Source organism: Noviherbaspirillum saxi (assembly GCF_003591035.1).
GTDB classification, from domain to species: domain Bacteria; phylum Pseudomonadota; class Gammaproteobacteria; order Burkholderiales; family Burkholderiaceae_D; genus Noviherbaspirillum; species Noviherbaspirillum saxi.
In genome coordinates this window covers 841,739-863,923 of record NZ_QYUO01000002.1, presented here as the reverse complement: position 1 = coordinate 863,923, position 22,185 = coordinate 841,739, and the positions used below count along the sequence as shown (strand labels likewise).

22 protein-coding genes are annotated in these 22,185 nt (G+C 57.3%); 9 read left to right on the top strand and 13 right to left on the bottom strand.

What is annotated here, in order from left to right:
* Positions 1-146: 146 nt before the first annotated feature.
* The 5 genes from D3871_RS19750 to D3871_RS19735 all read right to left on the bottom strand — a co-directional run bounded on the left by D3871_RS19750 (position 147) and on the right by D3871_RS19735 (position 2,941).
* Positions 147-365 (bottom strand): hypothetical protein, encoded by a 219-nt coding sequence (locus D3871_RS19750; RefSeq protein WP_147376853.1) that lies wholly within the window; start codon positions 363-365, stop codon positions 147-149.
* A 104-nt stretch (positions 366-469) separates the two neighbouring features.
* Positions 470-1,147, bottom strand: coding sequence for an isochorismatase family protein (locus D3871_RS19745; RefSeq protein ID WP_119770768.1), 678 nt, complete (start codon positions 1,145-1,147; stop codon positions 470-472).
* 36 nt (positions 1,148-1,183) lie between these two features.
* A complete protein-coding gene (locus D3871_RS30320) occupies positions 1,184-1,324 on the bottom strand; it encodes a hypothetical protein (RefSeq protein WP_158597991.1) in 141 nt (46 codons plus the stop codon).
* A gap of 49 nt (positions 1,325-1,373) precedes the next feature.
* Positions 1,374-2,000 (bottom strand): isochorismate family cysteine hydrolase YcaC, encoded by a 627-nt coding sequence (gene ycaC / locus D3871_RS19740; protein ID WP_119770767.1) that lies wholly within the window; start codon positions 1,998-2,000, stop codon positions 1,374-1,376.
* Positions 2,001-2,074: 74 nt separating this feature from the next.
* Complete coding sequence (locus tag D3871_RS19735; RefSeq protein WP_119770766.1) at positions 2,075-2,941, bottom strand: pirin family protein; 867 nt, start codon at positions 2,939-2,941, stop codon at positions 2,075-2,077.
* Positions 2,942-3,061: 120 nt separating this feature from the next.
* Between D3871_RS19735 and D3871_RS19730 the strand changes: the two genes are divergently transcribed.
* Positions 3,062-3,967 carry a LysR family transcriptional regulator gene (locus D3871_RS19730; protein WP_119770765.1) on the top strand — a complete coding sequence of 302 codons (906 nt, stop codon included), beginning with the start codon at positions 3,062-3,064 and terminating at the stop codon, positions 3,965-3,967.
* Between the two features lie 35 nt (positions 3,968-4,002).
* Here D3871_RS19730 and D3871_RS19725 read toward each other — a convergent pair whose 3' ends face one another.
* The 7 genes from D3871_RS19725 to boxC all read right to left on the bottom strand — a co-directional run bounded on the left by D3871_RS19725 (position 4,003) and on the right by boxC (position 12,151).
* Positions 4,003-4,458 (bottom strand): MaoC family dehydratase, encoded by a 456-nt coding sequence (locus tag D3871_RS19725; protein WP_119770764.1) that lies wholly within the window; start codon positions 4,456-4,458, stop codon positions 4,003-4,005.
* A complete protein-coding gene (locus D3871_RS19720; RefSeq protein ID WP_119770763.1) occupies positions 4,455-5,264 on the bottom strand; it encodes an enoyl-CoA hydratase/isomerase family protein in 810 nt (269 codons plus the stop codon). The genes D3871_RS19725 and D3871_RS19720 overlap by 4 nt, the downstream gene beginning before the upstream one ends.
* Entirely contained in the window at positions 5,261-6,805 is a 1,545-nt protein-coding gene (locus D3871_RS19715; protein WP_233575731.1) for a 3-hydroxyacyl-CoA dehydrogenase, read from the bottom strand. The genes D3871_RS19720 and D3871_RS19715 overlap by 4 nt, the downstream gene beginning before the upstream one ends.
* Positions 6,802-7,602, bottom strand: a complete 801-nt coding sequence (locus D3871_RS19710; RefSeq protein WP_119770762.1) for an enoyl-CoA hydratase-related protein — start codon at positions 7,600-7,602, stop codon at positions 6,802-6,804. Before D3871_RS19710 ends, D3871_RS19715 begins: the two co-directional genes overlap by 4 nt.
* 72 nt (positions 7,603-7,674) lie before the next feature.
* Positions 7,675-8,916, bottom strand: coding sequence for a benzoyl-CoA 2,3-epoxidase subunit BoxA (boxA, locus tag D3871_RS19705; protein ID WP_119770761.1), 1,242 nt, complete (start codon positions 8,914-8,916; stop codon positions 7,675-7,677).
* Positions 8,917-9,041: 125 nt separating this feature from the next.
* On the bottom strand, positions 9,042-10,469 hold the full coding sequence (boxB, locus tag D3871_RS19700; protein ID WP_119770760.1) for a benzoyl-CoA 2,3-epoxidase subunit BoxB: 1,428 nt from the start codon (positions 10,467-10,469) through the stop codon (positions 9,042-9,044).
* Positions 10,470-10,492: 23 nt separating this feature from the next.
* Positions 10,493-12,151 carry a 2,3-epoxybenzoyl-CoA dihydrolase gene (gene boxC / locus D3871_RS19695; RefSeq protein WP_119771456.1) on the bottom strand — a complete coding sequence of 553 codons (1,659 nt, stop codon included), beginning with the start codon at positions 12,149-12,151 and terminating at the stop codon, positions 10,493-10,495.
* A 531-nt stretch (positions 12,152-12,682) separates the two neighbouring features.
* Between boxC and D3871_RS19690 the strand changes: the two genes are divergently transcribed.
* The 8 genes from D3871_RS19690 to D3871_RS19655 all read left to right on the top strand — a co-directional run bounded on the left by D3871_RS19690 (position 12,683) and on the right by D3871_RS19655 (position 21,357).
* Positions 12,683-13,156: a DUF4863 family protein gene (locus D3871_RS19690; protein WP_119770759.1), complete on the top strand. Its 474-nt coding sequence runs from the start codon at positions 12,683-12,685 to the stop codon at positions 13,154-13,156.
* A gap of 26 nt (positions 13,157-13,182) precedes the next feature.
* Positions 13,183-14,754: a 3,4-dehydroadipyl-CoA semialdehyde dehydrogenase gene (locus tag D3871_RS19685; RefSeq protein ID WP_119770758.1), complete on the top strand. Its 1,572-nt coding sequence runs from the start codon at positions 13,183-13,185 to the stop codon at positions 14,752-14,754.
* Between the two features lie 101 nt (positions 14,755-14,855).
* On the top strand, positions 14,856-16,412 hold the full coding sequence (locus D3871_RS19680; protein ID WP_119770757.1) for a benzoate-CoA ligase family protein: 1,557 nt from the start codon (positions 14,856-14,858) through the stop codon (positions 16,410-16,412).
* A 117-nt stretch (positions 16,413-16,529) separates the two neighbouring features.
* Positions 16,530-17,711, top strand: coding sequence for an ABC transporter substrate-binding protein (locus tag D3871_RS19675; RefSeq protein WP_119770756.1), 1,182 nt, complete (start codon positions 16,530-16,532; stop codon positions 17,709-17,711).
* 227 nt (positions 17,712-17,938) lie between these two features.
* A complete protein-coding gene (locus tag D3871_RS19670) occupies positions 17,939-18,811 on the top strand; it encodes a branched-chain amino acid ABC transporter permease (protein WP_119770755.1) in 873 nt (290 codons plus the stop codon).
* 2 nt (positions 18,812-18,813) lie between these two features.
* On the top strand, positions 18,814-19,875 hold the full coding sequence (locus D3871_RS19665) for a branched-chain amino acid ABC transporter permease (RefSeq protein ID WP_233575730.1): 1,062 nt from the start codon (positions 18,814-18,816) through the stop codon (positions 19,873-19,875).
* A complete protein-coding gene (locus D3871_RS19660) occupies positions 19,872-20,636 on the top strand; it encodes an ABC transporter ATP-binding protein (RefSeq protein ID WP_119770754.1) in 765 nt (254 codons plus the stop codon). The genes D3871_RS19665 and D3871_RS19660 overlap by 4 nt, the downstream gene beginning before the upstream one ends.
* A 19-nt stretch (positions 20,637-20,655) precedes the next feature.
* Positions 20,656-21,357 carry an ABC transporter ATP-binding protein gene (locus tag D3871_RS19655; protein WP_119771454.1) on the top strand — a complete coding sequence of 234 codons (702 nt, stop codon included), beginning with the start codon at positions 20,656-20,658 and terminating at the stop codon, positions 21,355-21,357.
* 274 nt (positions 21,358-21,631) lie between these two features.
* Here D3871_RS19655 and D3871_RS19650 read toward each other — a convergent pair whose 3' ends face one another.
* The gene (locus D3871_RS19650) at positions 21,632-22,054 is read right to left on the bottom strand and encodes an Lrp/AsnC family transcriptional regulator (protein ID WP_119770753.1); all 423 of its coding nucleotides are present in this window, start codon (positions 22,052-22,054) and stop codon (positions 21,632-21,634) included.
* Positions 22,055-22,185 lie beyond the last annotated feature (131 nt).

Sequence of the window (22,185 nt, the reverse complement as noted above, 5' to 3'; positions counted from 1 at the left end):
TGCTCCACAGGATGGGGCGCCCTGGTTCCGACGGCCGCATCGGCCCCGCATGGCCGAGCTGCCTCAGGCAGGGACGCAGCTCCCGCACCACGGCCACCAACGGCCATCTGGTGAAAATGCAAGCGTATGATTCTCCCGCTCTTCCCTTACACATCCTTGCCGGTAGCCCGGGCCTGCAGCGTTTCCAATATTCTCATGCTCATTCGAGCATTCATACGATGATAGTCGGCCCATTCGTGGTCCTTGATCGCTAGAGCGAGCTCTGCTTTCATGTCTCTTTGAAGGGCCTCAATTAGGGCTTTTAATTCATGAGGGAATAGCGGTGAAAGAATTGAGCGCAAATCGACTCCTGCGTCCTTGAACATGTCACCGGCGACGAGTTGCAGTGAATGGTTAGTCTCGTTGACGTAGTAATGCCACCCGGTTGGAAACGCTCCGGGTGGCATGGATAAGGACAATAAGCCGGGACTCAGCGAGTTGAATCCAATGCCTCCTTATTCGTCACCACGTCCTGCGCCTTGGCGTAGCTCTCAATTAGCAACTGGTAGGCCGGGAAGATTTTGGTATAGACCTGCGCCCACTCTCGGGCATCGTCGCGGTTCCAGGTCTTTTGCAGCTCGGACGCGACGGCAGCCGTATCCATCGGCACAACACCGGCCTGGACGACTCGGGCGAGCGTGATCTCCTGCGCCATCTTGCTGTAGGTGCCGGAGGCGTCGACCACTGCGAACACCTTGTAGCCCTCAGCGACCGCGCTAATGGCCGGAAAGGCCATGCAAACACTGGTGATAGTACCGGCAATGATGAGCGTCTTGCGACCGGTCTCCTTGACGGCCGCCACGAAATCCGGATTATCCCAGGCGTTGATTTCGCCCTTGCGCGCCACGTACTTGGCATGCGGTGCGTTTTCATGGATCTCCGGGATCAGCGGACCATTGGGGCCTTGCGGTACGGATGCTGTCGTGATGACCGGTAACTTAGACAGCGTGGCCATCTTGGCGAGTGCGGCGGCGCGTGCGCGCAGCTCCGTCATGGGCATGTCGCCGATAGTCTGGAACAGACCGCTTTGATGGTCGATCAGCAGCATGACCGAATCGTTCGCGTCGATGACAGGGCGTTGACCGTTGAAGTTGGCTGGAATAGTCATGATTAAATTCCTTTAAGTGAAACACTGGGATCGATATCAGAGCAATTTCACCCTGACTGTGCCGTCGATGCCGGACGCTTTGCCCGCGGCACGGCGTTGCGACTCCTTGCCATGGCTCGCCATGTCGCGTCGCCGCGCCTTGTTCCACAGGCAAATCGCCTCGGCCTCGCCTGGCAAGTCAGGATGAAACTGCTCTAGCGATTCGTCCCAGCATCGTGGTACGAGCTTATTTTTTGTCTGCCAGGGTGCTGTAGCTGGTGATCAGGTTGCGGTAGTCCGGGATGTGATTGGAGAACAGTGCCGCCAGACCTTCAACGTCGTTTCTCCAGTCGCGGTGCAGCTCGCAGGCGACTCCGAACCATGTCATCAATTGCGCACCCGCCTGCGACATGCGATCCCACGCAGCCTGGCGCGTCACTTCGTTGAAGGTGCCCGACGCGTCGGAGACGACGAATACGTCATAGCCCGCTTCCAGTGCGGACAATGCAGGGAACGCCACACACACCTCGGTGACCACCCCGGCGATCAGGAGTTGTTTCTTCCCGGTCGCCTTCACGGCTTTGACGAAATCTTCGTTATCCCAGGCGTTGATGTTGCCTGGACGGGCGATGTAGGGCGCTTCGGGAAATTGCTCCTTCAGTTCAGGTACCAATGGCCCATTGGGACCGGTTTCAAAGCTGGTGGTGAGGATGGTGGGCAACTTGAAGTACTTGGCCAAATCAGCCAGGGCCAGCACGTTGTTCTTGAACTTGTCGGGCTCAATATCGCGCACCAACGACAACAGGCCTGCCTGGTGATCGACCAGAAGAACCGCGACGTTGTTTTTATCGAGACGAACGTAAGACTTGCTCATGGTTTTCTCCTTGATGATTGGATGGTGCAAGGCACCGGAATGTCTGGCCGCCCAAAGGGGGTGCCAGACGGGAGCTAGTGCGGCATCAGGCCGAACTGGCCACTGTTGAAGTCGGTCACCGCTTGCAGGATCTCTTGCTGGCTGTTCATGACGAAGGGCCCATGACCCACTATCGGTTCGTCAATCGGTTCGCCACTGAGCAGCAGGACGACCGCGTCGCTGTTGGCTTCGATGGAGAGTTCCTGGCCAGAACGATCCAGCACCACCATCTGCGCTTCTCGGACGATTGCGCTGCCGTTTACCTGCACGGTGCCGCGAAGAACAACGAGGGCAGCTGTCCACCACTCGGGTAACTTCAGGGCGCTGAAGCTGCCCTGTGTCAACCGCAGGTCCCAGACATTCATCGGCGTGAGGGTATGCGCCGGGCCGGAGTGTCCGTCAAACTCGCCCGCGATAACCCGCACGGTGCCGGCGCCATTGGGCAGAGGAACGGCAGGGATGTTGCCGTCGAGGATGGCCTGATAGCCAGGTGGGCTCATCTTGTCCTTGGCAGGCAGGTTCACCCAAAGCTGCACCATTTCAAGCGCGCCACCCGATTGGTTGAATGCCGGGGAGTGAAATTCTTCGTGAAGAATGCCGGCACCGGCCGTCATCCATTGCACGTCGCCGGGACCGATAACGCCGCCTTGGCCAGTCGAGTCGCGGTGTGCGACCTCGCCTTTGTAGACGATGGTCACGGTCTCAAAACCGCGATGCGGGTGTTGGCCCACGCCACGCGGCGTGTTCGTGGGCAAGAAGTCAGCCGGGCCGGCGTAGTCGAGCAGCAAGAAGGGACTGAGCTGCTGCCCATGGCTGTTGTAAGAGAACAAGGAGCGCACCGGAAAGCCATCGCCGACCCAATGGGGACGGGGCGCGCTGTAGACACCAAGAATTTTTTTCATACTGCTCTCCTGAGAGATCGGTTGATCGCGTCGATGGAGGAAGCATAGTTTCTAAACTAATCGCGGTGTAGACTGCAAAATTGAGTATAAGAGTCCCATTTTTTGAACGATGGAGCGGCAATGCAGGACCTGAACGACTTGTTCTACTTTGTCCAAGCCGTGGATCACGGAGGCTTTGCCCCAGCTGGCAGGGCGTTGGGCATGCCGAAATCGAAACTCAGCCGCCGTATCGCGATGCTGGAAGAGCGGCTGGGCATTCGCCTGATCCAGAGATCGACGCGCCGTTTTGCCGTGACGGAAATAGGACGGTCCTACTATGACCACTGTAAGGCGATGCTGGTGGAAGCCGAGGCCGCGCAAGACGTCATCGATGCTTCACGGGCTGAACCACGTGGCGTTATCCGCGTGACCTGCCCGGTCGCGCTGCTACACGTGCATGTCGGATCGATGTTGGCTGACTTCATGACACGTTATCCGCAAATCACCGTTCATCTGGAGGCTACCAACCGGAGTGTCGATGTCGTGAGTGAAGCGGTGGATATCGCCATCCGCGTACGTCCGCCGCCGTTGCAAGACAGTGATCTGGTGATGCGCGTCCTGGCGGATCGCGGCCATTGCCTGATCGCCAGCCCTATGCTCATTCAGCAGCGAGGTTTTCCAGTTTCGCCTGCTGAACTGAATGGCTGGCCGAGTCTCGGTCTTGGGATAGCACAGCAGAGCCACAATTGGACGCTGTACGGGCCGAACGATGCGCAGGCCACGGTGCACCACGTGCCTCGTTTTGTGACGACGGACATGATCGCGTTACGGACCTCGGCCCTGGCAGGCGTCGGCATTGTGCAACTTCCGTTTCTCATGGTGTGTGACCAACTAGCCGATGGGTCGCTAGTGCGGGTCGTTCCGGGGTGGGCGCCACGCCGGGAAATCATTCATGCAGTATTCCCAACGAGGCGCGGCTTACTTCCTTCGGTCCGTACGCTGGTTGATTATCTTGTAGAACGATTCGGGGTAATAGACGAAGAGTAAACCGCAGACGCAGCTGCGAGCGACACGGCATCGGATTAGTGGGAAGCGCTCGCCTCGTTTCCGATCTTGAACATGCTTGTCGCCTCCAGGTCAAGCACCTCCAGGCCTGACTGATTGAGCATGCGCCATTGCCAACGCACGATTCCCAGCCATGGCCTGGACGCCGAGATCCGCGCTTCGTGAACCACGATTTCGAGCGTCAGCGTATCTCCCGGCCGCACCGGTTTCGGCCAACATACATAGGTCAGTCCGGGCGATGCATACGATTCGGAACCATTAAGGATGCCGCGCGAAACAAGCCGCATCGCCAGTGCGCAGGTATGCCATCCGCTTGCGATCAGACCACGGAACGGTCCATCTTCAGCGCGCTGCGGATCGGTATGGAACCACTGGTCGTCATATTGCTCGGCGAATGCGATCACCTCTTCTTCTGCGACGGTAATTGGCCCGAGCGTGAACCGGCGGCCTGTCGTGATTTCGGCAAACTTCATACAGAAGCCCTGTTGAAATCGGGTGCGCGCTTTTCCTTGATCGCTGCGACGCCTTCCCTTGCATCCGCCTGGCTGAAGTCCATCATTTCGGCAGCGAGAGAGGCTTCAAACGCCGGCCAGGCGGCGTGCAGCCAATGGTTCAGCGAGCGCTTGGTCCCTTCAAGCGCCGACCGGCTCCCGACCGCCAGCCGCCGTGCGATTTGCAATGCGTCGGCCTGCAGTTGCTCTGCATCGACGACCCGGCTTACCAGACCGATGCGCTCGGCTTCTTCACCAGTGACGGTTTCGCACAGCATGAGGTAGTACTTGGCTTTGGCCATCCCGCAAAGCAGGGGCCAGATGATTACCGCATGGTCGCCGGCGGCAACGCCCAGTTTGGTGTGTCCGTCGATGAGCTTGGCATTCCGTGCCGCAACCGAAATATCGGCAAGCAAGGCTACCGCAAGACCCGCGCCGACCGCCGCGCCATTGATCGCCGAAACGATAGGCTTGGAGCAATTGATCATGCCGCGCACGATGTCGCGCGCTTCCCGCATCACACGCTGGCGCGCTGCTTCGGATACCAGCATTTCATCGACCATGGCCAACTCGCCGCCGGCGCAGAATGCCTTGCCTTCGCTGCGTACCAGGATCGCTTTCACTTGAGGATGGGCAGACAGTGTTGACCAGATGTCCGCAAGCGCGGCATGGCCGCGTGCATCGGTGACGGGCATTCCGCCAACTGGCAGAAACACAAGGTGGGCAATTCCCTGTTCATCGATGTCGACGCGAAAATTAGTAGTCTCAACAGGCACAGAGAGCGTCATGCTGGAATCCTTTCTGTCCAATAGGAATGTTGAAGCAGAGGGCTGACTCGATAGCGTTCGCTGCGGTAAGCATTGAAAAGATTATTGAGTATTGCCAGCGTATAGTCGATGCCAAGCTGATCCAGCCATTCGAAAGGACCGGCCGGGTAATTGGTGCCAAGCTTCATGGCGACGTCGGCGCCCTGTTCATCGCAGACGCCCTGATACACCGCATCGGCGCCCTCGTTGATCAGCATCGCGATGGTGCGGGCAACCACCAGGCCCGGTACGTCCCGCAGTTCGACCGGCTGCAATCCGCTGTTGCCGAGCGCGGCTTTTACCAGGTCACGGTGCTCGTTCTGCACGCTGCTGGCAAATGCGATCGCAATTGCACGATCATTTCCATTGGACAGTGGCAGATCGATCACACCGATATTGCGGCATGCGCGGCTTGCCGCCAGCTCGTTTGCGGTGCGGCCATCCGATACATGCAGCGCGACTTCCCCTACCTGCAAGCCGGTCCATTCCATGCCCATGTCACGAGAAAAATCTGCCTGAGCGCTCTCGAGTAAATCAGCAAGTCGCTGCGCAAGCAAGCCTACTCCGGCAACCTTTATCGGCGTGTCCGCCCGCCCCTTCATCGCCGCAGCGGGTTGTACGGGTGTGCCGTCATAAAATCCCTTGCCGACCTTGCGTCCGAGCCGCCCTCCATCGACCAGTGCCTTCTGCACGAGTGAGGGCACATACCGGCGATCGCCATAATTGGCATCGAACACCGACAGGGTGACCGAATAGTTGATATCGTGGCCGATCAGGTCCATCAATTCGCACGGACCCATGCGGAAGCCGGCAGAACGCATGACACGATCGATTTCTGCCGGAGCGCAAGCCTGTTCTTGCAGCAACGCCAGCGCTTCGGCATAGAAAGGGCGCGCAATTCGGTTGACGATGAAACCCGGCGTTGACTTTGCATGTACCGGCGTCTTTCCCCAGCGCTTGGCCAGGTCGTAAATAATGGCCGCTACTTCGGTGGACGTTTCCGCACCCGACACCACCTCAACCAGCTTCATCAGAGGGACGGGATTGAAGAAATGCATGCCGACCAGACGGTCCGGATGGGCCATGCCGTTGGCCAGCGCGGTGATCGAGATCGACGACGTATTCGATGCAATGATTGCGTCGCGGCTGACATGCGTTTCCACTTCGTTCAGCAGCTTTTGCTTGATCTGAAGGTTTTCGACAATAACCTCGACGACCAGCGAGGCATCCCGCAAGTCCGAAAGAGTGTCGATCGGAACGATTCGCTCGAGAAGCGTTTCCCTCTCCCCTGCTCCCATCCGCCCCTTGTCTACCAGGGATTGCAGCACTCCACCAATCTTTTGATGCGCTTCCCCGGCGGCGCCGGACCGGGCATCCATCAGCCTTACCGGATGTCCGGCGGCGGCAGCCACCTGCGCAATGCCAGCGCCCATGGTGCCGGCGCCAATCACCGCGACGATCTGCTGGCTTACTGGTTTGGTATTCATCAGCCAGGAATTTGGCTGTTCCATATTAGCGCTCATTGTGTCATCCATGCCGGTGGTCGTTTCGCAAGAAAAGCGGCAAAACCTTCACGCGCCTCGTCGGTGGCCCGTACCCGGGCGATGGTCTGGGCGGTAAGTTCGCGTACATCGTCGCTAATCGCAGCGACGGCGAGATTGCCAAACAGATGCTTGATTTCGCCAAGCGCCCCCGGCCCGTTGGAGAGCAACTGTGTCACCGCTTTCTCAATTGCGTCGTCGAGCTGTTCGATGGCGACGACTTCGTGGACCAAACCCATCTGCATGGCGCGCGTGGCATCGATCTGCTCGGCGGTCAGCGCCAGCCGAAGTGCATTTCTTTTTCCGACCGCGTTGTGCAGGTAGGGACCGATCACTGAAGGAAGAATGCCGAATTTAGCCTCACTGACCGCAAATTTCGCCTCGGGCACCGAGAACACGAGATCACATGCACAGCACAAGCCTACCCCTCCGCCGAACGCCGCACCTTGCACCCTGGCGATAACCGGCTTCGGACACTCGTAGATGGCCTGCATCATGCGGGCAAAACTCCGTGCGTCGTCCAGATTGGCCGCATGGGTGTTTTTACTTGCCCGTTCCATCCACCGAAGATCAGCCCCGGCGCTGAACGCGCGCCCGGACGCTTCCAGCACGACCACGCGGGTGTGCGGTGATTGCGCCATCGCGGTAAATGCCGCAGTAAGCTCTGTGATCATTACTTCGTCGAACGCATTGAGCGTCTTTTCCCGCGCCAGTGTAATGCGTGTGACGCCACGCGCGTCCGTCCCTAGTTTCAATGTTTGATAGTCTGTCGTCGACATAGCGGATGCCTGCAAGGGCATAAGAACGTGAAAAGAAACAGGACATAAGCGTCCTGTTGAAGTTATCTGGAATTAATACGTTTCAACGTGAAAGCGGCCTTCCTTAACCATTCTGGACAATAGCTCACTCCAGTCCACACCCTCGTCCGCACACACCTGCTGCAGCGCATCCATCACGCCGGTTTCCATTCCCTTCAGCCCGCATAGATAGATGTAAGTGTCGCCCCTCAGCAATTCAGCGACCTGCTTACCGGCCGCGCGCAGCTTGTCCTGCACATAGGTCTTTGGCTGACCCTCAACACGCGAGAATGCAAAATGCTTATCGATGAAGTCGTCGGACAATTTCAGCAAGGGGCCGAAATACGGCAGTTCCTGGGAATGTCGGGCGCCGAAGAAGAGCATCAGTTTGCCCAGCTTTTTGGAATTTGATTCCAGTCTCCGCCGATGTTCCGTCATCGCGCGCATCGGTGCCGACCCAGTTCCCGTGCAGATCATTAGTATGTTAGATCCGGCATGATTGGGCATCAGGTAATTCGTGCCAAATGGTCCGGTGACCTGTACCGTCGCGCCTTTTTGCAAGTCGCATAGATAATTCGAAGCGATTCCCTTCGTCGGATTGCCGTTATGGTCCTGCACTACGCGCTTTACGGTCAACGAAAGATTGTTATAGCCTTCGCGCTCTCCACTGCGCGGACTGGCGACGGAATACATGCGCATGTAATGCGGCCTGCCATTCGCATCGACGCCCGGAGGAATAATGCCGATGGATTGGCCTTCCAGGATCGGGAATACCTGTATGCCGAAATCGAGCACGATATGATGGATATCGCTTTCCACGCTCGGATCCGTAAGGCGGTAATTGCCCGCAATAGTGGCAGCGATCGGCGACTTGAGCGTGTACAGGTTGACATACGGGTGGGCAGCGGACCAGGGGGGAACGGCGGACGTGGTCGACACGGCTGCATTTACCTGCATCTCTTCTTTCGCTACCTGGGCAGCGTTCAGGCTTCCGGCCTGGTCCAGCACGCTCGCATCGATGTCTTGCTTCGGCGGCAATTCGTCCCAGCCAAGCTGCTCTTCGACTGAATAAGGGGCTGCCTTCGGAACGATATGCCAATGATCAATAGAACCTGTGGGACATGGAGAGATGCACGCGCCACAGCCATTGCAGACATCGGCTTTGACCACATAGTTACGACTATCATGGGTAATCGCGTCAATCGGACAGGTCTCTTCACAGGTATTGCACCGGATACAAACCTCCGGATCAATAAGATGCTGACGAATGAAAGCGATCGGTTCGGGAGCGTTCATGGCGGTCAATCAATAGGTAAGTTGAATCTGCGCAGGCATCCGTATCCTGCGTGGCGCAGACACACAGGCATGTGCCTGCGCCAGGAAGACGTGCAGGGGATGCACGTCAATTTGCTGCTGCAATATCAGTTGAAGCGTACGTATTCAAACTCGATAGGCTGGCGGTTGATACCGACTGGAGGCGGTGCAATCCAGTTGGCCATCTTGCCGGGTTCAATCACGCGACCCATTAACGATGCAACATAGGCGCGGTCTTCTTCGGTCGGCAGCCAGTTGCGCACATTCGCTGCCCATTCGACTTCGGAAATGACGCGGCCATCCGGCGATACCCGATGCCCTGCGAACGTGCCGATATGACGGTTGAACGCCTTGTGCGGGGTTTGCAGACGGAAATTCAGGCCAGCCTTTTCGATGATGCGGTTCCAGCGGCCGACGCCAGCGATCGAATCGCGGATGTAATCGTCACGCAGCACTTCATTGAGCGAGTTCAGCATCGGTACTTCCTTTTCCACGATGGAGCCATTGGAAATTTCCAGGATTTTGTACTGGTGACTCTTCAGCACATGGTCGTCGTCGCGCTTGGTTTCTTCGTAGCGTCCCTTCAGGCCTGCGCTGTAAAACGTCGCGGCGTTGGACGACTGGTCGGCGCCAAACAGGTCGACGGTCACGCTGAAATGAAAATTCAAATAGCGCTGTATCGTTTGCAGGTCGATCACGCCATGTTTGCGCACTTCATTCGGATCCTCAATCTTGTGCTGCTTCATGATGTCGACGGTACGCTGGATCACGCGCGAGATGCCTGATTCACCGACGAACATATGATGCGCTTCTTCGGTCAGCATGAAGCGACAAGTGCGTGACAGCGGATCGAAACCGGATTCGGCCAGCGCATTCAACTGGAACTTGCCGTCGCGGTCGGTGAAGTAGGTGAACATGTAGAACGCCAGCCAGTCCGGTGTTTCTTCATTGAAGGCTTCCAGGATACGTGGATTGTCCTGGTTGCCGGAATTGCGCTGCAGCAGCGCTTCGGCTTCCTCGCGTCCATCGCGGCCAAAGTATTTGTGCAGCAGATACACCATCGCCCACAGGTGACGTCCCTCCTCCACGTTGATCTGGAACAGGTTGCGCATGTCATACTGGGACGGTGCGGTCAGGCCCAGATGGCGCTGCTGTTCCACCGATGCCGGCTCGGTGTCGCCCTGCGTGACGATGATGCGACGCAAGTTGGCGCGGTGTTCCCCTGGCACATCCTGCCACGCCGCCATGCCCTTGTTTTCACCGAAGTTGACCTTGCGCCCCTCTTCCTGCTGGGCGAGAAAAATGCCCCAGCGATAATCCGGCATCTTCACATGGCCGAAATGCGCCCAGCCTTCGGGAGTGACATTGATCGCGGTACGCAGATAAACGTCGAAATTGGTCGAGCCGTCTGGTCCCATGTCCTGCCACCATTGCAGATAATTGGGCTGCCAGTGTTCCAGCGCGCGCTGCAGGGTTTTGTCTTCGGACAGATTGACGTTATTCGGAATCTTCTCGTTGTAATTAATTGTGCTCACGGTGAAATCCTTATTGAAGTCGTTTATACGCGGTTCAAATCAAACTGTGCTTTATTGCCCGAGCCATACACCTTGAGCGCGCCCAGTTCGCCGACAGCGTTGGGACGAATGAAGATCCAGTTCTGCCAGGCGGTGAGGCGGCCGAAGATACGCGTTTCCATGGTTTCCTTGCCGTTGAAGCGCAGATTGGCTTCCATCCCGGTCAATGCGTCGGGCGACATGCTCGCGCGTTCTTCCAGCGCGAGGCGGGTTTCATCCGCCCAATCCAGATCGTCCGGATCGGCGGTGATCAAGCCCAGTTGCATGGCTTGCGCCGCATCGAGCGGCTTGCCTTTCATTTCCCGCACGGCGGCAATCTCCGCTTCATCGCCGTAAAAACGGCGGGCAATGCGCGATTCGCCGGTCACCATCGGATACAGGCCGAAGTTAAGCTCGGATGCCGCGATCTTCGGTGCCTTCGCGGTATCGTTCGGCAGCGCCAGCATGTAGCTGCGGTCCGCAGCCAGCGCAACTTCCAAAAGCGTGCCGGCAAAGCAGGAGCCCTCATCAATAAACGCAAACAGCGAACGTGAAGTCACATCCAGGCGTGCCAGGGTGCGGCGCAGAAAACCGACGGTTTCGCGTACCAGCCAATTATCTTTGTTGGCGGCCAGCGTCGCGTCGACATCGAGCACCGCCTGAGGATTGCCAACCGATTTCAAGACCCATGTGCCGATATCCAGCTCATTAGTGCGCAAGTGCAGAATGGCGTCATCCAGCTCACGCGCAAACTGCAGCGGCCACCAATTGATTCCCGCAGCTTCAATGCCGGCAGCATCCTTGGGCTGGTCGACTGACGGCGATTTGACAGTCAGCGTTGCAGCGCGGTTGGCACGATCGATGGCAACGCTGACGAATTCGTAGTCCAGCGCATTGTCGGATTGCTTGCGACTCAACGGCGTGAGCTTGACGCCCGTGGCTTCGGCCGGACGCAGGCTTTTCTCGGCAAGCGCCAGCGCATGGCTACGAACCGTTTCGGCGAACTGTGCCGGCTTGGCGACCTCGTCGACCAGCTTCCAGTCTTTTGCGCGCTGACCACGAACACCTTCGGAAGTGGTGCAGAAAATGTCGGCGTGGTCATGCCGCACCTTGCGCTTGTCGGTCAGGCGCGTCAGGCCACCAGTGCCCGGCAGCACACCCAGCAATGGAACTTCCGGCAGGCTCACCGACGATGAACGATCATCCACCAGAATGATTTCGTCGCAAGCAGCAGCCAGTTCATAACCACCGCCGGCACAGGCGCCATTGACCGCTGCGACGAATTTCAGACCACCGTTTCGGCTGGAATCTTCCAGGCCGTTGCGTGTCTCGTTGGTGAATTTGCAGAAGTTGACCTTCCAGGCATGCGAAGACTTGCCCAGCATGAAGATATTGGCGCCGGAGCAGAAAATCCGGTCACGGCTGCTGGTGATGACAACGGTACGAACCGTTGGGTGCTCGAAGCGGATGCGCTGCACCGCGTCGTGCAGTTCGATATCCACACCGAGATCGTAAGAGTTCAGCTTGAGCTTGTAGCCTTCTTTCAAGCCACCTTCTTCGTTGACGTTCATAGTGAGCGTGGCGATTTGACCATCGACAGCCAGGGTCCAATGCTTATAACGCTCAGGGGAAGTTTCGTAGTTAATGTGGGGTGCTGTGCTCATCATGATCCTCAGTGAAATATGCTGCATCTGTCGTCCTTTGAAAGCACTATATTGCATCATAAATTACGTGTCAAGCAAATCAATGCACTTTCCGATTAAAGCCTTTACCGGCCAGAAGTAGTACAGACCTGTTTAGGCACGGAAATAAGCAGCTTCCCACGTCATGTTGCTGGCATCAAACGTCGAATTTCGCCAATGTCGCCCGCGTTAGACCGCAGCGCGTGCGAAGCGCGCGTACATGCCCTTGAAGTGTGATCAGATATGGATCCCTTTCTTCATCGGACGCGGCGACGGTCATCTCTGCCCGAACGGTCATTGCCGCCTTTCAAGCGTATGAATTACCAATAGGCAAATAATTTCCCCTGCTTGCTTTAATGACCGCGAAAACCAGTCCAATGGATCGCCGCAAGCATGAAATAAAACACAGCCATTAATCCTTGACATATGCAACATACTACACTTAAACTGCAATCAAACGCACTATAGCCCTTTCAACTACACGCACTTCAGTGCATTTTTTCGGAGCTGTTCATGGACGTTCCTGCTTTTCAAGCCCTCATTAGCCGAATTACTGACGAAATTGCACTCATTCCACTGGATTCAGCCCTCGAATCCTATTTGAATGCGCAGCACGGTCCAGGAAGCCATCTTTACGAACTGATCTTCGAGGCATGCAAGGCCGGCGTACGCGATGGCTGGCTATGCAATCGCGAGAGCGACGGCATTCGATTTGGACGCGTATTGAAAGCCACTGACGCGACACATGGTTTTAGTGTCGATGTCGTCGAAATGGAAGATATCGCGGGTCCACACCATGTCCATCCAAACGGTGAAATTGATTTGATCATGCCGCTTACTCCCGGAGCATGTTTCGATTCGCGGCCGGCCGGCTGGTGTGTCTATGAAGCCGGCAGTGCGCATCGTCCGACGGTGACGCAAGGACGCGCGCTGGTGCTTTATCTTCTGCCACAGGGTGCGATCACCTTTACGCAGCTCGCAGCCTAAATTTTGATTCTGTTGATCGAGTGTTCATGAACAATTACCTCCGCAATTATTTGTCTGGAACCTGGCAGCAAAACGCCGCCGTGGCTCATACCCTTACAGATCCTGTTACCGGTGAAACGATCGCAGTCACCGGGGGACGTGCCGAGGGGCTTGATGAGGGTTTCGAGTTTGCCCGCACCCGTGGATCGGCAGCCTTGCAAGCCCTGACCTATGGACAACGCGCCGCGATGCTGTCGGACGTCGTCAAAGTATTGCAGGCCAATCGCGATGCCTATTACGAAATTGCCCTTGCCAATTCGGGCACAACGCAATCCGACTCTGCCGTCGACATCGAAGGTGCCGCCTTTACGTTGAACTACTATGCCAAAACCGGTGCGGCGCTGGGCGATGTACGGGTGTTACTGGATGGGTCCGCGAGCATACTGTCGAAAGACCAGCTGTTCCAGTCGCAGCATGTGCTCACGCCGGTGCATGGCCTGGCATTGTTCATCAACGCGTTTAATTTTCCAGCGTGGGGATTATGGGAAAAAGCGGCGCCGGCATTGTTGTCCGGGGTGCCGGTCGTCGTCAAACCTGCGACCGTGACCGCATGGCTGACTCACCGGATGGTCGCCGATGTCGTTGCAGCCGGCGTGTTGCCGGTCGGCGCCCTTTCCATCGTATGCGGAAGTTCCGCTGGTCTGCTGGACGCGCTCAAGCCATTCGATGTTCTGTCATTTACCGGTTCCGCCGACACGGCGGTGCAGATCCGATCGCACGCTGCAGTAGCGCGCCATTCAGTACGCGCGAATATCGAGGCAGACAGTCTCAACTCGGCGATTCTTGGCGAAGATGCGGCGCCAGGAACCGAAGCGTTCGATCTCTACGTGAAGGAAGTCGTGCGCGAGATGACGACCAAGAGCGGCCAGCGCTGCACCGCGATTCGACGCGCATTGGTACCGACTCAATACTTTGATGCCGTCGCAGAGGCGATCTCTTCCCGCCTTGACGCGGTCACGGTCGGCAATCCGCGCAATGCCGACGTGCGCATGGGCTCTTTGGTCAGTCGCGAGCAGTACAACAACGTACTCGGAGGCATCAATATCCTTGCCGGCGAGGCTACACTTCTCCGTGATGGACGCAGCCAGGCACTCGTGGACGTCGCACCTGATATTGCAGCCTGTACCGCACCCACCTTACTCGGCTTACGCGACGCAGACCATGCAGCCGTGGTCCATGACCATGAAGTGTTTGGCCCGGTTGCCACCCTGCTCGGCTATCGCAATCCGGATCATGCGGTCGCCTTGGCGCATCGCGGACTCGGCTCACTCGTGACCTCTGTCTTCAGTGCCGATGAAAGCTGGCTGTCGAAAACGGCGCTTGCATTGGCCGGGTCGCATGGACGCGTGCATACCGTGACGCCCGAGGTCGGGAAGGTGCAAACCGGGCATGGCAATGTCATGCCGGCATCGATCCACGGCGGCCCTGGCCGCGCCGGCGGCGGAGAGGAACTTGGCGGACTGCGGGGGCTTGGCTTCTATCACCGTCGGTCCGCGCTGCAGGGATCGGTGGCGACCTTGCAGCACCTTGCCGTCGACTCGCATAGCTTTCGCAATTGATCAGACGGTAAAAACAGAACGGCGCTCAAGCCGTCACTACCGCTATTTGGTTTTCGCAGCGGTCCGCCTCCGGACGCGACCGCCGCACTTGGAGAGAGAACATGGATCACCCCACCCCGGCCCTGCCCCAGCGATTCAATTTCGCTCGGCACATTCTGGAAATCAATGCCGAACGTTCGTCCAAAGTGGCCTATATCGACGACCACGGCACCGTGACCTACGGAGAGCTGGAGCAGCGCATACGTCGCTTCGCCGCGGGAATTCGGGCTTCCGGCATTCATCGCGAAGAGCGTATCCTCCTCATCATGCAGGATTCCGCGAACCTGCCGGTCGCGTTTCTTGGCGCCTTGTTCGCCGGTGCGATTCCCGTTCCGGTGAATACCCTGCTGCCGGCCGATGACTATGCGTACATGATCGAGCACAGCGGAGCCCGGATGGTGATCGCATCCAGCCCTTTGTTACCCTGCGTGCAGGAGGCGTTCGGCAAAGTATCCGTCCGTCCCGAACTCATCGTCTCCGAAGGTTCCGCAAACGATTTGCGCTCGATGGATAACTTGCTGGCTGCGGAACCGCTTGCCGTGTCTCTGTGCGCCGATACCAGCTGCGATGATTTTGCTTTCTGGCTGTATTCGTCCGGCTCGACCGGGCGTCCCAAGGGAACGGTGCACTCGCACGGCAATCTCTTCTGGACTGCAGAGCTTTATGCCAAGCCGGTTCTCGGCATCAAAACCGACGACGTTGTGTTTTCGGCCGCGAAACTGTTCTTCGCGTATGGTTTGGGCAACGGCCTCACCTTTCCGCTCAGCGTCGGTGCGACCGCCATACTGATGGCAGAACGGCCGACGCCTCAAGCAGTATTTGCCCGCCTGACCGAACACAAGCCAACCATTTTCTACGGCGTTCCCACTCTCTATGTCGCGATGCTCGCATCGCCGTCACTCCCCGGGAAAGAAGACGTGGCCTTGCGTGTCTGCACTTCAGCAGGCGAAGCTCTGCCAAAAGAGGTAGGTGAAAAGTTTCATGATCACTTCGGCTGCGAGATCCTCGACGGCCTGGGTTCCACCGAAATGCTGCACATCTTCATTTCCAATCGCAATGGCGGCGTCCGCTACGGCACGTCGGGCCAGCCGGTGCCCGGTTACGACATCGAACTGCGGGATGAGAACGGACAGCCAGTCGCGCCTGGCGAGATAGGCGACCTTTATATCCGTGGCCCCAGCGCAGCCCTGCTCTACTGGGCGAATCGGGAAAAGAGCCGTGCCACATTCCTGGGAGACTGGCTGAAAAGCGGCGATAAATACTGCGCCGATACCGACGGCTATTACTCTTATGCAGGACGAAACGATGACATGCTGAAGGTAAGCGGACAGTATGTCTCGCCCATCGAAGTTGAAAGCGCGCTCATGGGCCATCCGGCGGTGCTGGAATGCGCAGTCATCGGCAAAACGGATTCTGAAGGTCTGGTGAAGACCACCGCATACGTCGTGCTGGCCGAGTCTCGCACTGCGGCCCGGGAACTCGAGGACGAGCTCAAGGCCTTTGTCAAAGGAAGACTGGCGCCGCACAAGTATCCGCGCGAAATCCTGTTCGTCAGTGACTTGCCGAAGACCGCTACCGGCAAGATCCAGCGCTTTAAGCTGCGCGCACTCCAGGACTAAAGCAAATCATCTGATCATGAAATATTGAAGTCGCGATCAACCTGAAGCGCTCACACAAGAAGCCGCCCGATTTATTACCAGTTCAACGTGAACCCATACGTCACCAAGGAGACCTCCGTGAAATACACATCAAGACCAGCTGTTACTGCCCTCGCCATCGCGGTCGCAGGCATCTTTACTTCGGGCGCAAGCATTGCGCAGTCCAAGGATCCGATCAAGGTTGGTTTTATGCTGCCGGCGACCGGCACCTTTGCCAGCCTGGGCAACATGATCGAGAACGGCTTCAAGCTCTATATCAATGAGCAGGGAGGAAAGCTTGCAGGTCGTGACATTCAGTATTTCAAGGTCGATGACGAATCCGATCCGGCAAAAGCGACGGACAACGTCAACAAACTGGTCAAGCGCGATCAGGTCGACGTCCTGGTAGGCACGGTGCATTCCGGTGTCGCGACGACGATGGCGAAAGTCGCGCGTGAGACGAACACGCTGCTCATCGTGCCCAATGCCGGCGCGGACCTGATTACCGGTGCGATGTGCGCCAAGAACATCTTCCGTACTTCATTCACGAACTGGCAGCCTGCGTTTGCCATGGGCAAGGTAGCTGCCGAACGCGGCCACAAGAAAGCCATCACCATCACATGGAACTATGCAGCAGGGCTGGAATCGGCGAAAGGGTTCGTGGAAGGCTTTGAAAAAGGCGGCGGCACCGTCGCGCAGAACCTGACACTGCCTTTCCCGAATGTGGAGTATCAGGCGCTGCTGACCGAGATTGCTTCGAAAAAGCCAGACGCCGTGTACGCGTTCTTCGCTGGCGGCGGCGCGGTCAAATTCGTCAAGGATTATGTCGCCGCAGGATTGCATAAAACCATTCCACTTTACGGGCCGGGATTCCTGACCGATGGAACATTGGAGGCGCAAGGAGAATCGGCTCAGGGATTGTTCACGACCTTGCACTATGCGGATAACCTGAATACACCGCGCGACAACACCTTCCGCCTCAACTTTGCGAAGGCCTACAAAACGAATGCGGACGTGTATGCCGTGCAGGGATACGATGCTGCACAACTGCTGGCTACCGGCGTGAAGGCGGTCGGCGGCGACATCGGCAAGCGCGACCAGATGCTGCTCGCGATGCGCAGCGCATCGATCGACAGCCCCCGGGGAAAATTCACGTTGTCCCCGGCACACAATCCGGTGCAGGATATTTATATCCGCCAGGTGAAAGGCAATCTGAACGAGGTCAAGGGCGTCGCAATCAAGGGTCTGGCTGATCCGGCGCGTGGGTGCAAGCTTTTCTGATGCATGATGGAATGCAAACCTTCAAGCGAACGAAGGTTTGCATATCTGGCGCACGGGCAAAGGCATTCGATGACAGTTCTCGTGCTGCCGCTTTTCCATCGCAATCGCCCACTGATAGGGGAAACCCATAACGTTCGGCCGGCAGGCTTAATCCGATCCTGCATCTTTACGCAGGTGCATTCCGACAGCGCACGCACCGCGCAATTTTTATCAAGCGACCCGCCATCATGGATCTATCCACCTTCCTCGTTCAATGCCTGAACGCTGTCCAGTATGGACTGCTCCTGTTTCTGGTTGCCAGTGGACTTACCCTGATCTTTGGGATCATGGGCGTCATCAATCTGGCGCACGGCAGCTTCTATATGATCGGCGCCTACATGGCGTTTTCGCTCGCTCCGATCTTCGGCGACTATTTCATCGCTCAGCTGTTGGCCGGCATCGCCCTCGCCGCGATTCTCGGTTATGTATTGGAATGGGCGTTCTTCAGCTATCTGTATCAGCGCGATCACTTGCAGCAGGTGCTGATGACTTACTCCCTGATACTGGTATTCGAGGAGCTGCGCAGCATCCTGATCGGCAACGATGTGCACGGCGTAAAAGTGCCCGAGTGGCTCACCGGCGGCATGGCGCTGGGCGAGGTGATGACTTACCCGGTTTATAACCTGTTCGCTTCGGCCGCCTGTATCGTGGTCGCCATCGCCTTGTACTGCGTGGTAAATCGTACACGGCTGGGCATGATGATTCGCGCAGGCGCGAGCAACAGAGACATGGTGCGCGGACTCGGCATCAATATCCGCTTGTTATACCGGATTGTCTTCGCCGCAGGCGTGGCGCTCGCAGCGCTGGCCGGCATGATCGCCTCGCCGATGACATCGGTCTACCCCGGCATGGGCGGCCATATTCTGATCGTGTGTTTCGTCGTGGTGGTGATCGGAGGAATCGGTTCGATTTCCGGTGCATTGATTGCATCGCTTCTGGTTGGATTTGTTGACACCTTCGGTAAAGTGTTTTTCGCACAGCTAAGCGGAATCGGCATTTATGTTCTCATGGCGCTCATCCTGATCTGGCGTCCCGAAGGTCTGAAGAGCAAAGGATATTAAGCATGTTGACCTCAATTCTCCCGGCAGGCGCCGCAATGCCTCAATCCCGGTCCACCGCGGGCTGGATCATGCCCCTCCTCGTCGCAGGTGCGCTCGCGATGTTACCCATGGTGCTGTCATCCTATCTGCAGGACCTGGCGCTGAAAATAATGATCTATGCCATTTTCGCGCTCAGCCTTCAGTTGCTGGTCGGGACCACCGGTCTGGTCAGTCTCGGTCATGCCGCGTTTTTTGGTATTGCTGCCTATGTCACCGCGCTCGCCTCGCCGGATGCGGAGGCAGGGTCGCTGCTATTCATCGTAACCCTCGCCCTTGCGGTGACCGGTGCCTATGCACTCGTTGTTGGCGCCCTGAGTCTGCGGACCAAGGGCGTGTACTTCATCATGGTCACTCTGGCGTTTGCGCAAATGGCGTATTACGTATTCCACGATACGCCGCTCGGACGGGGCAGCGACGGCATGTACCTGGCGCTACGTCCCGCGCTCAGCTTTGGCTCAGTGACGCTGGTCGATCTCGACAACGGGCGTCACATGTATTTCTTCGCCCTTGTCGCCCTCTTCTGTACCTATGGCATCCTAAGCCTGGTGCAGCGTTCGCGCTTCGGGCATGCGCTGGCCGGCATACGGGTCAACGAACAGCGCATGCGTGCAGCCGGCTTCGAGACTTACTGGTACAAGCTTGCCGCTTTTGTACTGGCCGGCATGCTGGCCGGCGTCGCAGGCATTTTGATGGCATCAAAAAACGGTGGCGTTACTCCGGAAATGCTGTCATGGCACGAATCGGGAGCGGTGCTGCTCATGATCATCCTCGGCGGAATCGGCTCATTGCGCGGTGCGGTGATCGGCGCCATTGCATTTGTGTTGCTGAAAGAATTCTATTCATCCGAAGCCTTGCTGGGCAGTCTTGCGGCACGCTGGCAACTGACACTTGGACTGACGATGATCTTTTTCGTCGCCCTGCTTCCTAACGGACTCGTCGGCTTAATGTCCCTGAAGCGCCATATCAAACATCTGGTTTCTGGTAATACGGCAGCCCTCTCAAGCGGCAAAGGAGCCGGCAAATGACAACCTCGACGTCCACTGCCTCCCCCCTTCTGGAAGCAGACGGACTTACGCGGCGATTTGGCGGACTCAAGGCCGTCAATAACGTGTCGGTCAATCTCTATGTCGGCGAAGTGCACGCGGTTATCGGGACCAACGGAGCCGGCAAGTCAACGCTCATTAACATGCTTTCTGGCGAGATCGCTCCCACCGATGGATCCATCAAGCTGAACGGCAAGGACGTGACCACCCTGTCACAGCCAAAGCGGGCGCGATCCGGTATCGGGCGCAGCTATCAGCGCACTACGATTTTTCCGGAATTTACGGTCCTGGAAAACTGCCGCATGGCGGCGCAGGCAGCATTGCCGCGCCCCTGGGCGGTATGGGAACCTGCATCGCGTTGCAATACCGCGCTACGGATCGCGCGCAGCGCGTTGGAAGCCGCAGGTTTGTCGGATCAGACCGAAGTCCATGCAGGAAGCATGAGCCATGGCAAGAAACGCCAGCTGGAAATCGCCATGTGTCTTGCAACGATGCCGAAGGTGCTATTGCTCGATGAGCCGCTGGCCGGCATGGGTGCCGAGGAAACCGAGCGTATGCTTTCCATGCTGGGAAACCTCAAGCGCACCCACGCGGTACTCCTGGTGGAACATGACATGGACGCGGTTTTTCGTATCGCGGACCGGATCACCGTGATGGTCAACGGCGAAGTCATTGCCAGCGACGTACCGCAGGCGATAAGAACCAATCCCGATGTGCAGGTTGCGTACCTGGGCGACCATTGATTTCCCTATCGAGGCTACCGTGCTAACAATCGAGTCACTGAATACCTACTATGGCGACAGCCATATCCTTCATGGTGTCGACATCCATATTCCCGCCGGCAAAGCCGTCGGCCTGTTAGGCCGCAATGGAATGGGCAAGACCACGCTGATCCGCTCATTAATGGGCTATGTCCCGGCAGCGTCGGGCAAGATCCGTTGGCGTGAGAATGCGGTATCCGGTTTTTCGCCAGAGAAGATGGCACGCCTTGGCATAGGCTATGTCCCTGAAGGGCGAGGCATCTTCCCCAACCTGTCGGTGCGCGAGAACCTTGTGATGAGCGCGCGCAGGGGACCAAGCGGCAGGAACGACTGGAACTTCGAACGCGTGATGGCGACGTTTCCGCGCTTGAAAGAACGCCTGAACCATGGTGGCCAGCAATTGTCAGGCGGTGAACAGCAAATGCTTTCCATCGGACGTGCGCTGATGACCAATCCCGACATGATGATCCTTGATGAAGCAACGGAAGGCCTGGCGCCGCTGATTGTCCAGGAGATCTGGCGAGTGATCAATCAGATCCGGGGCACCGGAATCAGTACCTTGATCGTCGACAGGAATTATCGCGCGGTGCTTGCACACACTGACCACGCCGTGGTGCTGGAAAAAGGCAAGGTGGTGCTACAGGGTGAATCGGAAGTACTTCTCGCTTCGCCTGAATCGCTTGGTGCCTATCTGGGCGTCTGATCTTGATGCGGGCGCAGCGGCGTGATTTAGGAAACTGGACCTAGTACTACTGCGTCATAAGCCCAGCGATGTCAGGCTCCCCCCTTGCAGGGGGAAGGCTGGGATGGGGGTAGGATGGTTAAATTTTCGTTAGATGATGACTTAACCTCACTACCCCCATCCTAACCTTCCCCCTGCAAGGGGGAAGGAACTTCAGGGCCTTGCTAACTTGTGGGCAATGATCAGCCCTGCAAGGGGGAGGCGATGTTACAGCGTACTTTTTGACGCAGTAGTACTAGATCTTGTGCGTAGAAAGCAGGATGCTGGTCTCGGTATTGGTAATTCCCTCGATGCTGCGGATACGACCCAAAACGCGGTCAAATAATTCCAGATTGTCCGCACGTAGCTCTGCCACGATGTCCCAACGGCCGTTTGTCGTATGGAGTGTGTGAACGCCCGGATCACCGCGCAAAGCCTGTATCACTTTGGGCGCGCAGTTTCCTTCCACTGCGATTCCCATCCATGCGCGGATCCGGTGCTCTTCGGCATCCGGCTTTAGCCTTACGGTGTAGCCCGCGATAACGCCGTCTTCCTCCAGCTTCCCAATACGGTTTTGCACCGTCGCGCGTGAAACGCGCAGCTTTTTTGCGAGATCGGTGACGGATTCCCTCGCGTTATCTCTTAACAAGGCCAGAAGTTGGCGATCTGTGTCGTTCATTTGCGCATTTTGGAAGTATGACCTGTCATTTCGCCAAATTCTAGGCCGAATTGAGCATTTTGAACACTGTTTCGTGACGCGGCTTCCTTGGATAATTTTGCCAACTCGCCGCTCCTGCGCTTCAACGTCAT

Coding starts and splice junctions, on each gene's coding strand:
- D3871_RS19750 (WP_147376853.1), bottom strand. CDS start 365: ATGTTCAAGGACGCAGGAGTCGATTTGCGCTCAATTCTTTCACCGCTA.
- D3871_RS19745 (WP_119770768.1), bottom strand. CDS start 1,147: ATGACTATTCCAGCCAACTTCAACGGTCAACGCCCTGTCATCGACGCG.
- ycaC (WP_119770767.1), bottom strand. CDS start 2,000: ATGAGCAAGTCTTACGTTCGTCTCGATAAAAACAACGTCGCGGTTCTT.
- D3871_RS19735 (WP_119770766.1), bottom strand. CDS start 2,941: ATGAAAAAAATTCTTGGTGTCTACAGCGCGCCCCGTCCCCATTGGGTC.
- D3871_RS19730 (WP_119770765.1), top strand. CDS start 3,062: ATGCAGGACCTGAACGACTTGTTCTACTTTGTCCAAGCCGTGGATCAC.
- D3871_RS19725 (WP_119770764.1), bottom strand. CDS start 4,458: ATGAAGTTTGCCGAAATCACGACAGGCCGCCGGTTCACGCTCGGGCCA.
- D3871_RS19720 (WP_119770763.1), bottom strand. CDS start 5,264: ATGACGCTCTCTGTGCCTGTTGAGACTACTAATTTTCGCGTCGACATC.
- D3871_RS19715 (WP_233575731.1), bottom strand. CDS start 6,805: ATGAGCGCTAATATGGAACAGCCAAATTCCTGGCTGATGAATACCAAA.
- D3871_RS19710 (WP_119770762.1), bottom strand. CDS start 7,602: ATGTCGACGACAGACTATCAAACATTGAAACTAGGGACGGACGCGCGT.
- boxA (WP_119770761.1), bottom strand. CDS start 8,916: ATGAACGCTCCCGAACCGATCGCTTTCATTCGTCAGCATCTTATTGAT.
- boxC (WP_119771456.1), bottom strand. CDS start 12,151: ATGAGCACAGCACCCCACATTAACTACGAAACTTCCCCTGAGCGTTAT.
- D3871_RS19690 (WP_119770759.1), top strand. CDS start 12,683: ATGGACGTTCCTGCTTTTCAAGCCCTCATTAGCCGAATTACTGACGAA.
- D3871_RS19685 (WP_119770758.1), top strand. CDS start 13,183: ATGAACAATTACCTCCGCAATTATTTGTCTGGAACCTGGCAGCAAAAC.
- D3871_RS19680 (WP_119770757.1), top strand. CDS start 14,856: ATGGATCACCCCACCCCGGCCCTGCCCCAGCGATTCAATTTCGCTCGG.
- D3871_RS19670 (WP_119770755.1), top strand. CDS start 17,939: ATGGATCTATCCACCTTCCTCGTTCAATGCCTGAACGCTGTCCAGTAT.
- D3871_RS19665 (WP_233575730.1), top strand. CDS start 18,814: ATGTTGACCTCAATTCTCCCGGCAGGCGCCGCAATGCCTCAATCCCGG.
- D3871_RS19660 (WP_119770754.1), top strand. CDS start 19,872: ATGACAACCTCGACGTCCACTGCCTCCCCCCTTCTGGAAGCAGACGGA.
- D3871_RS19650 (WP_119770753.1), bottom strand. CDS start 22,054: ATGAACGACACAGATCGCCAACTTCTGGCCTTGTTAAGAGATAACGCG.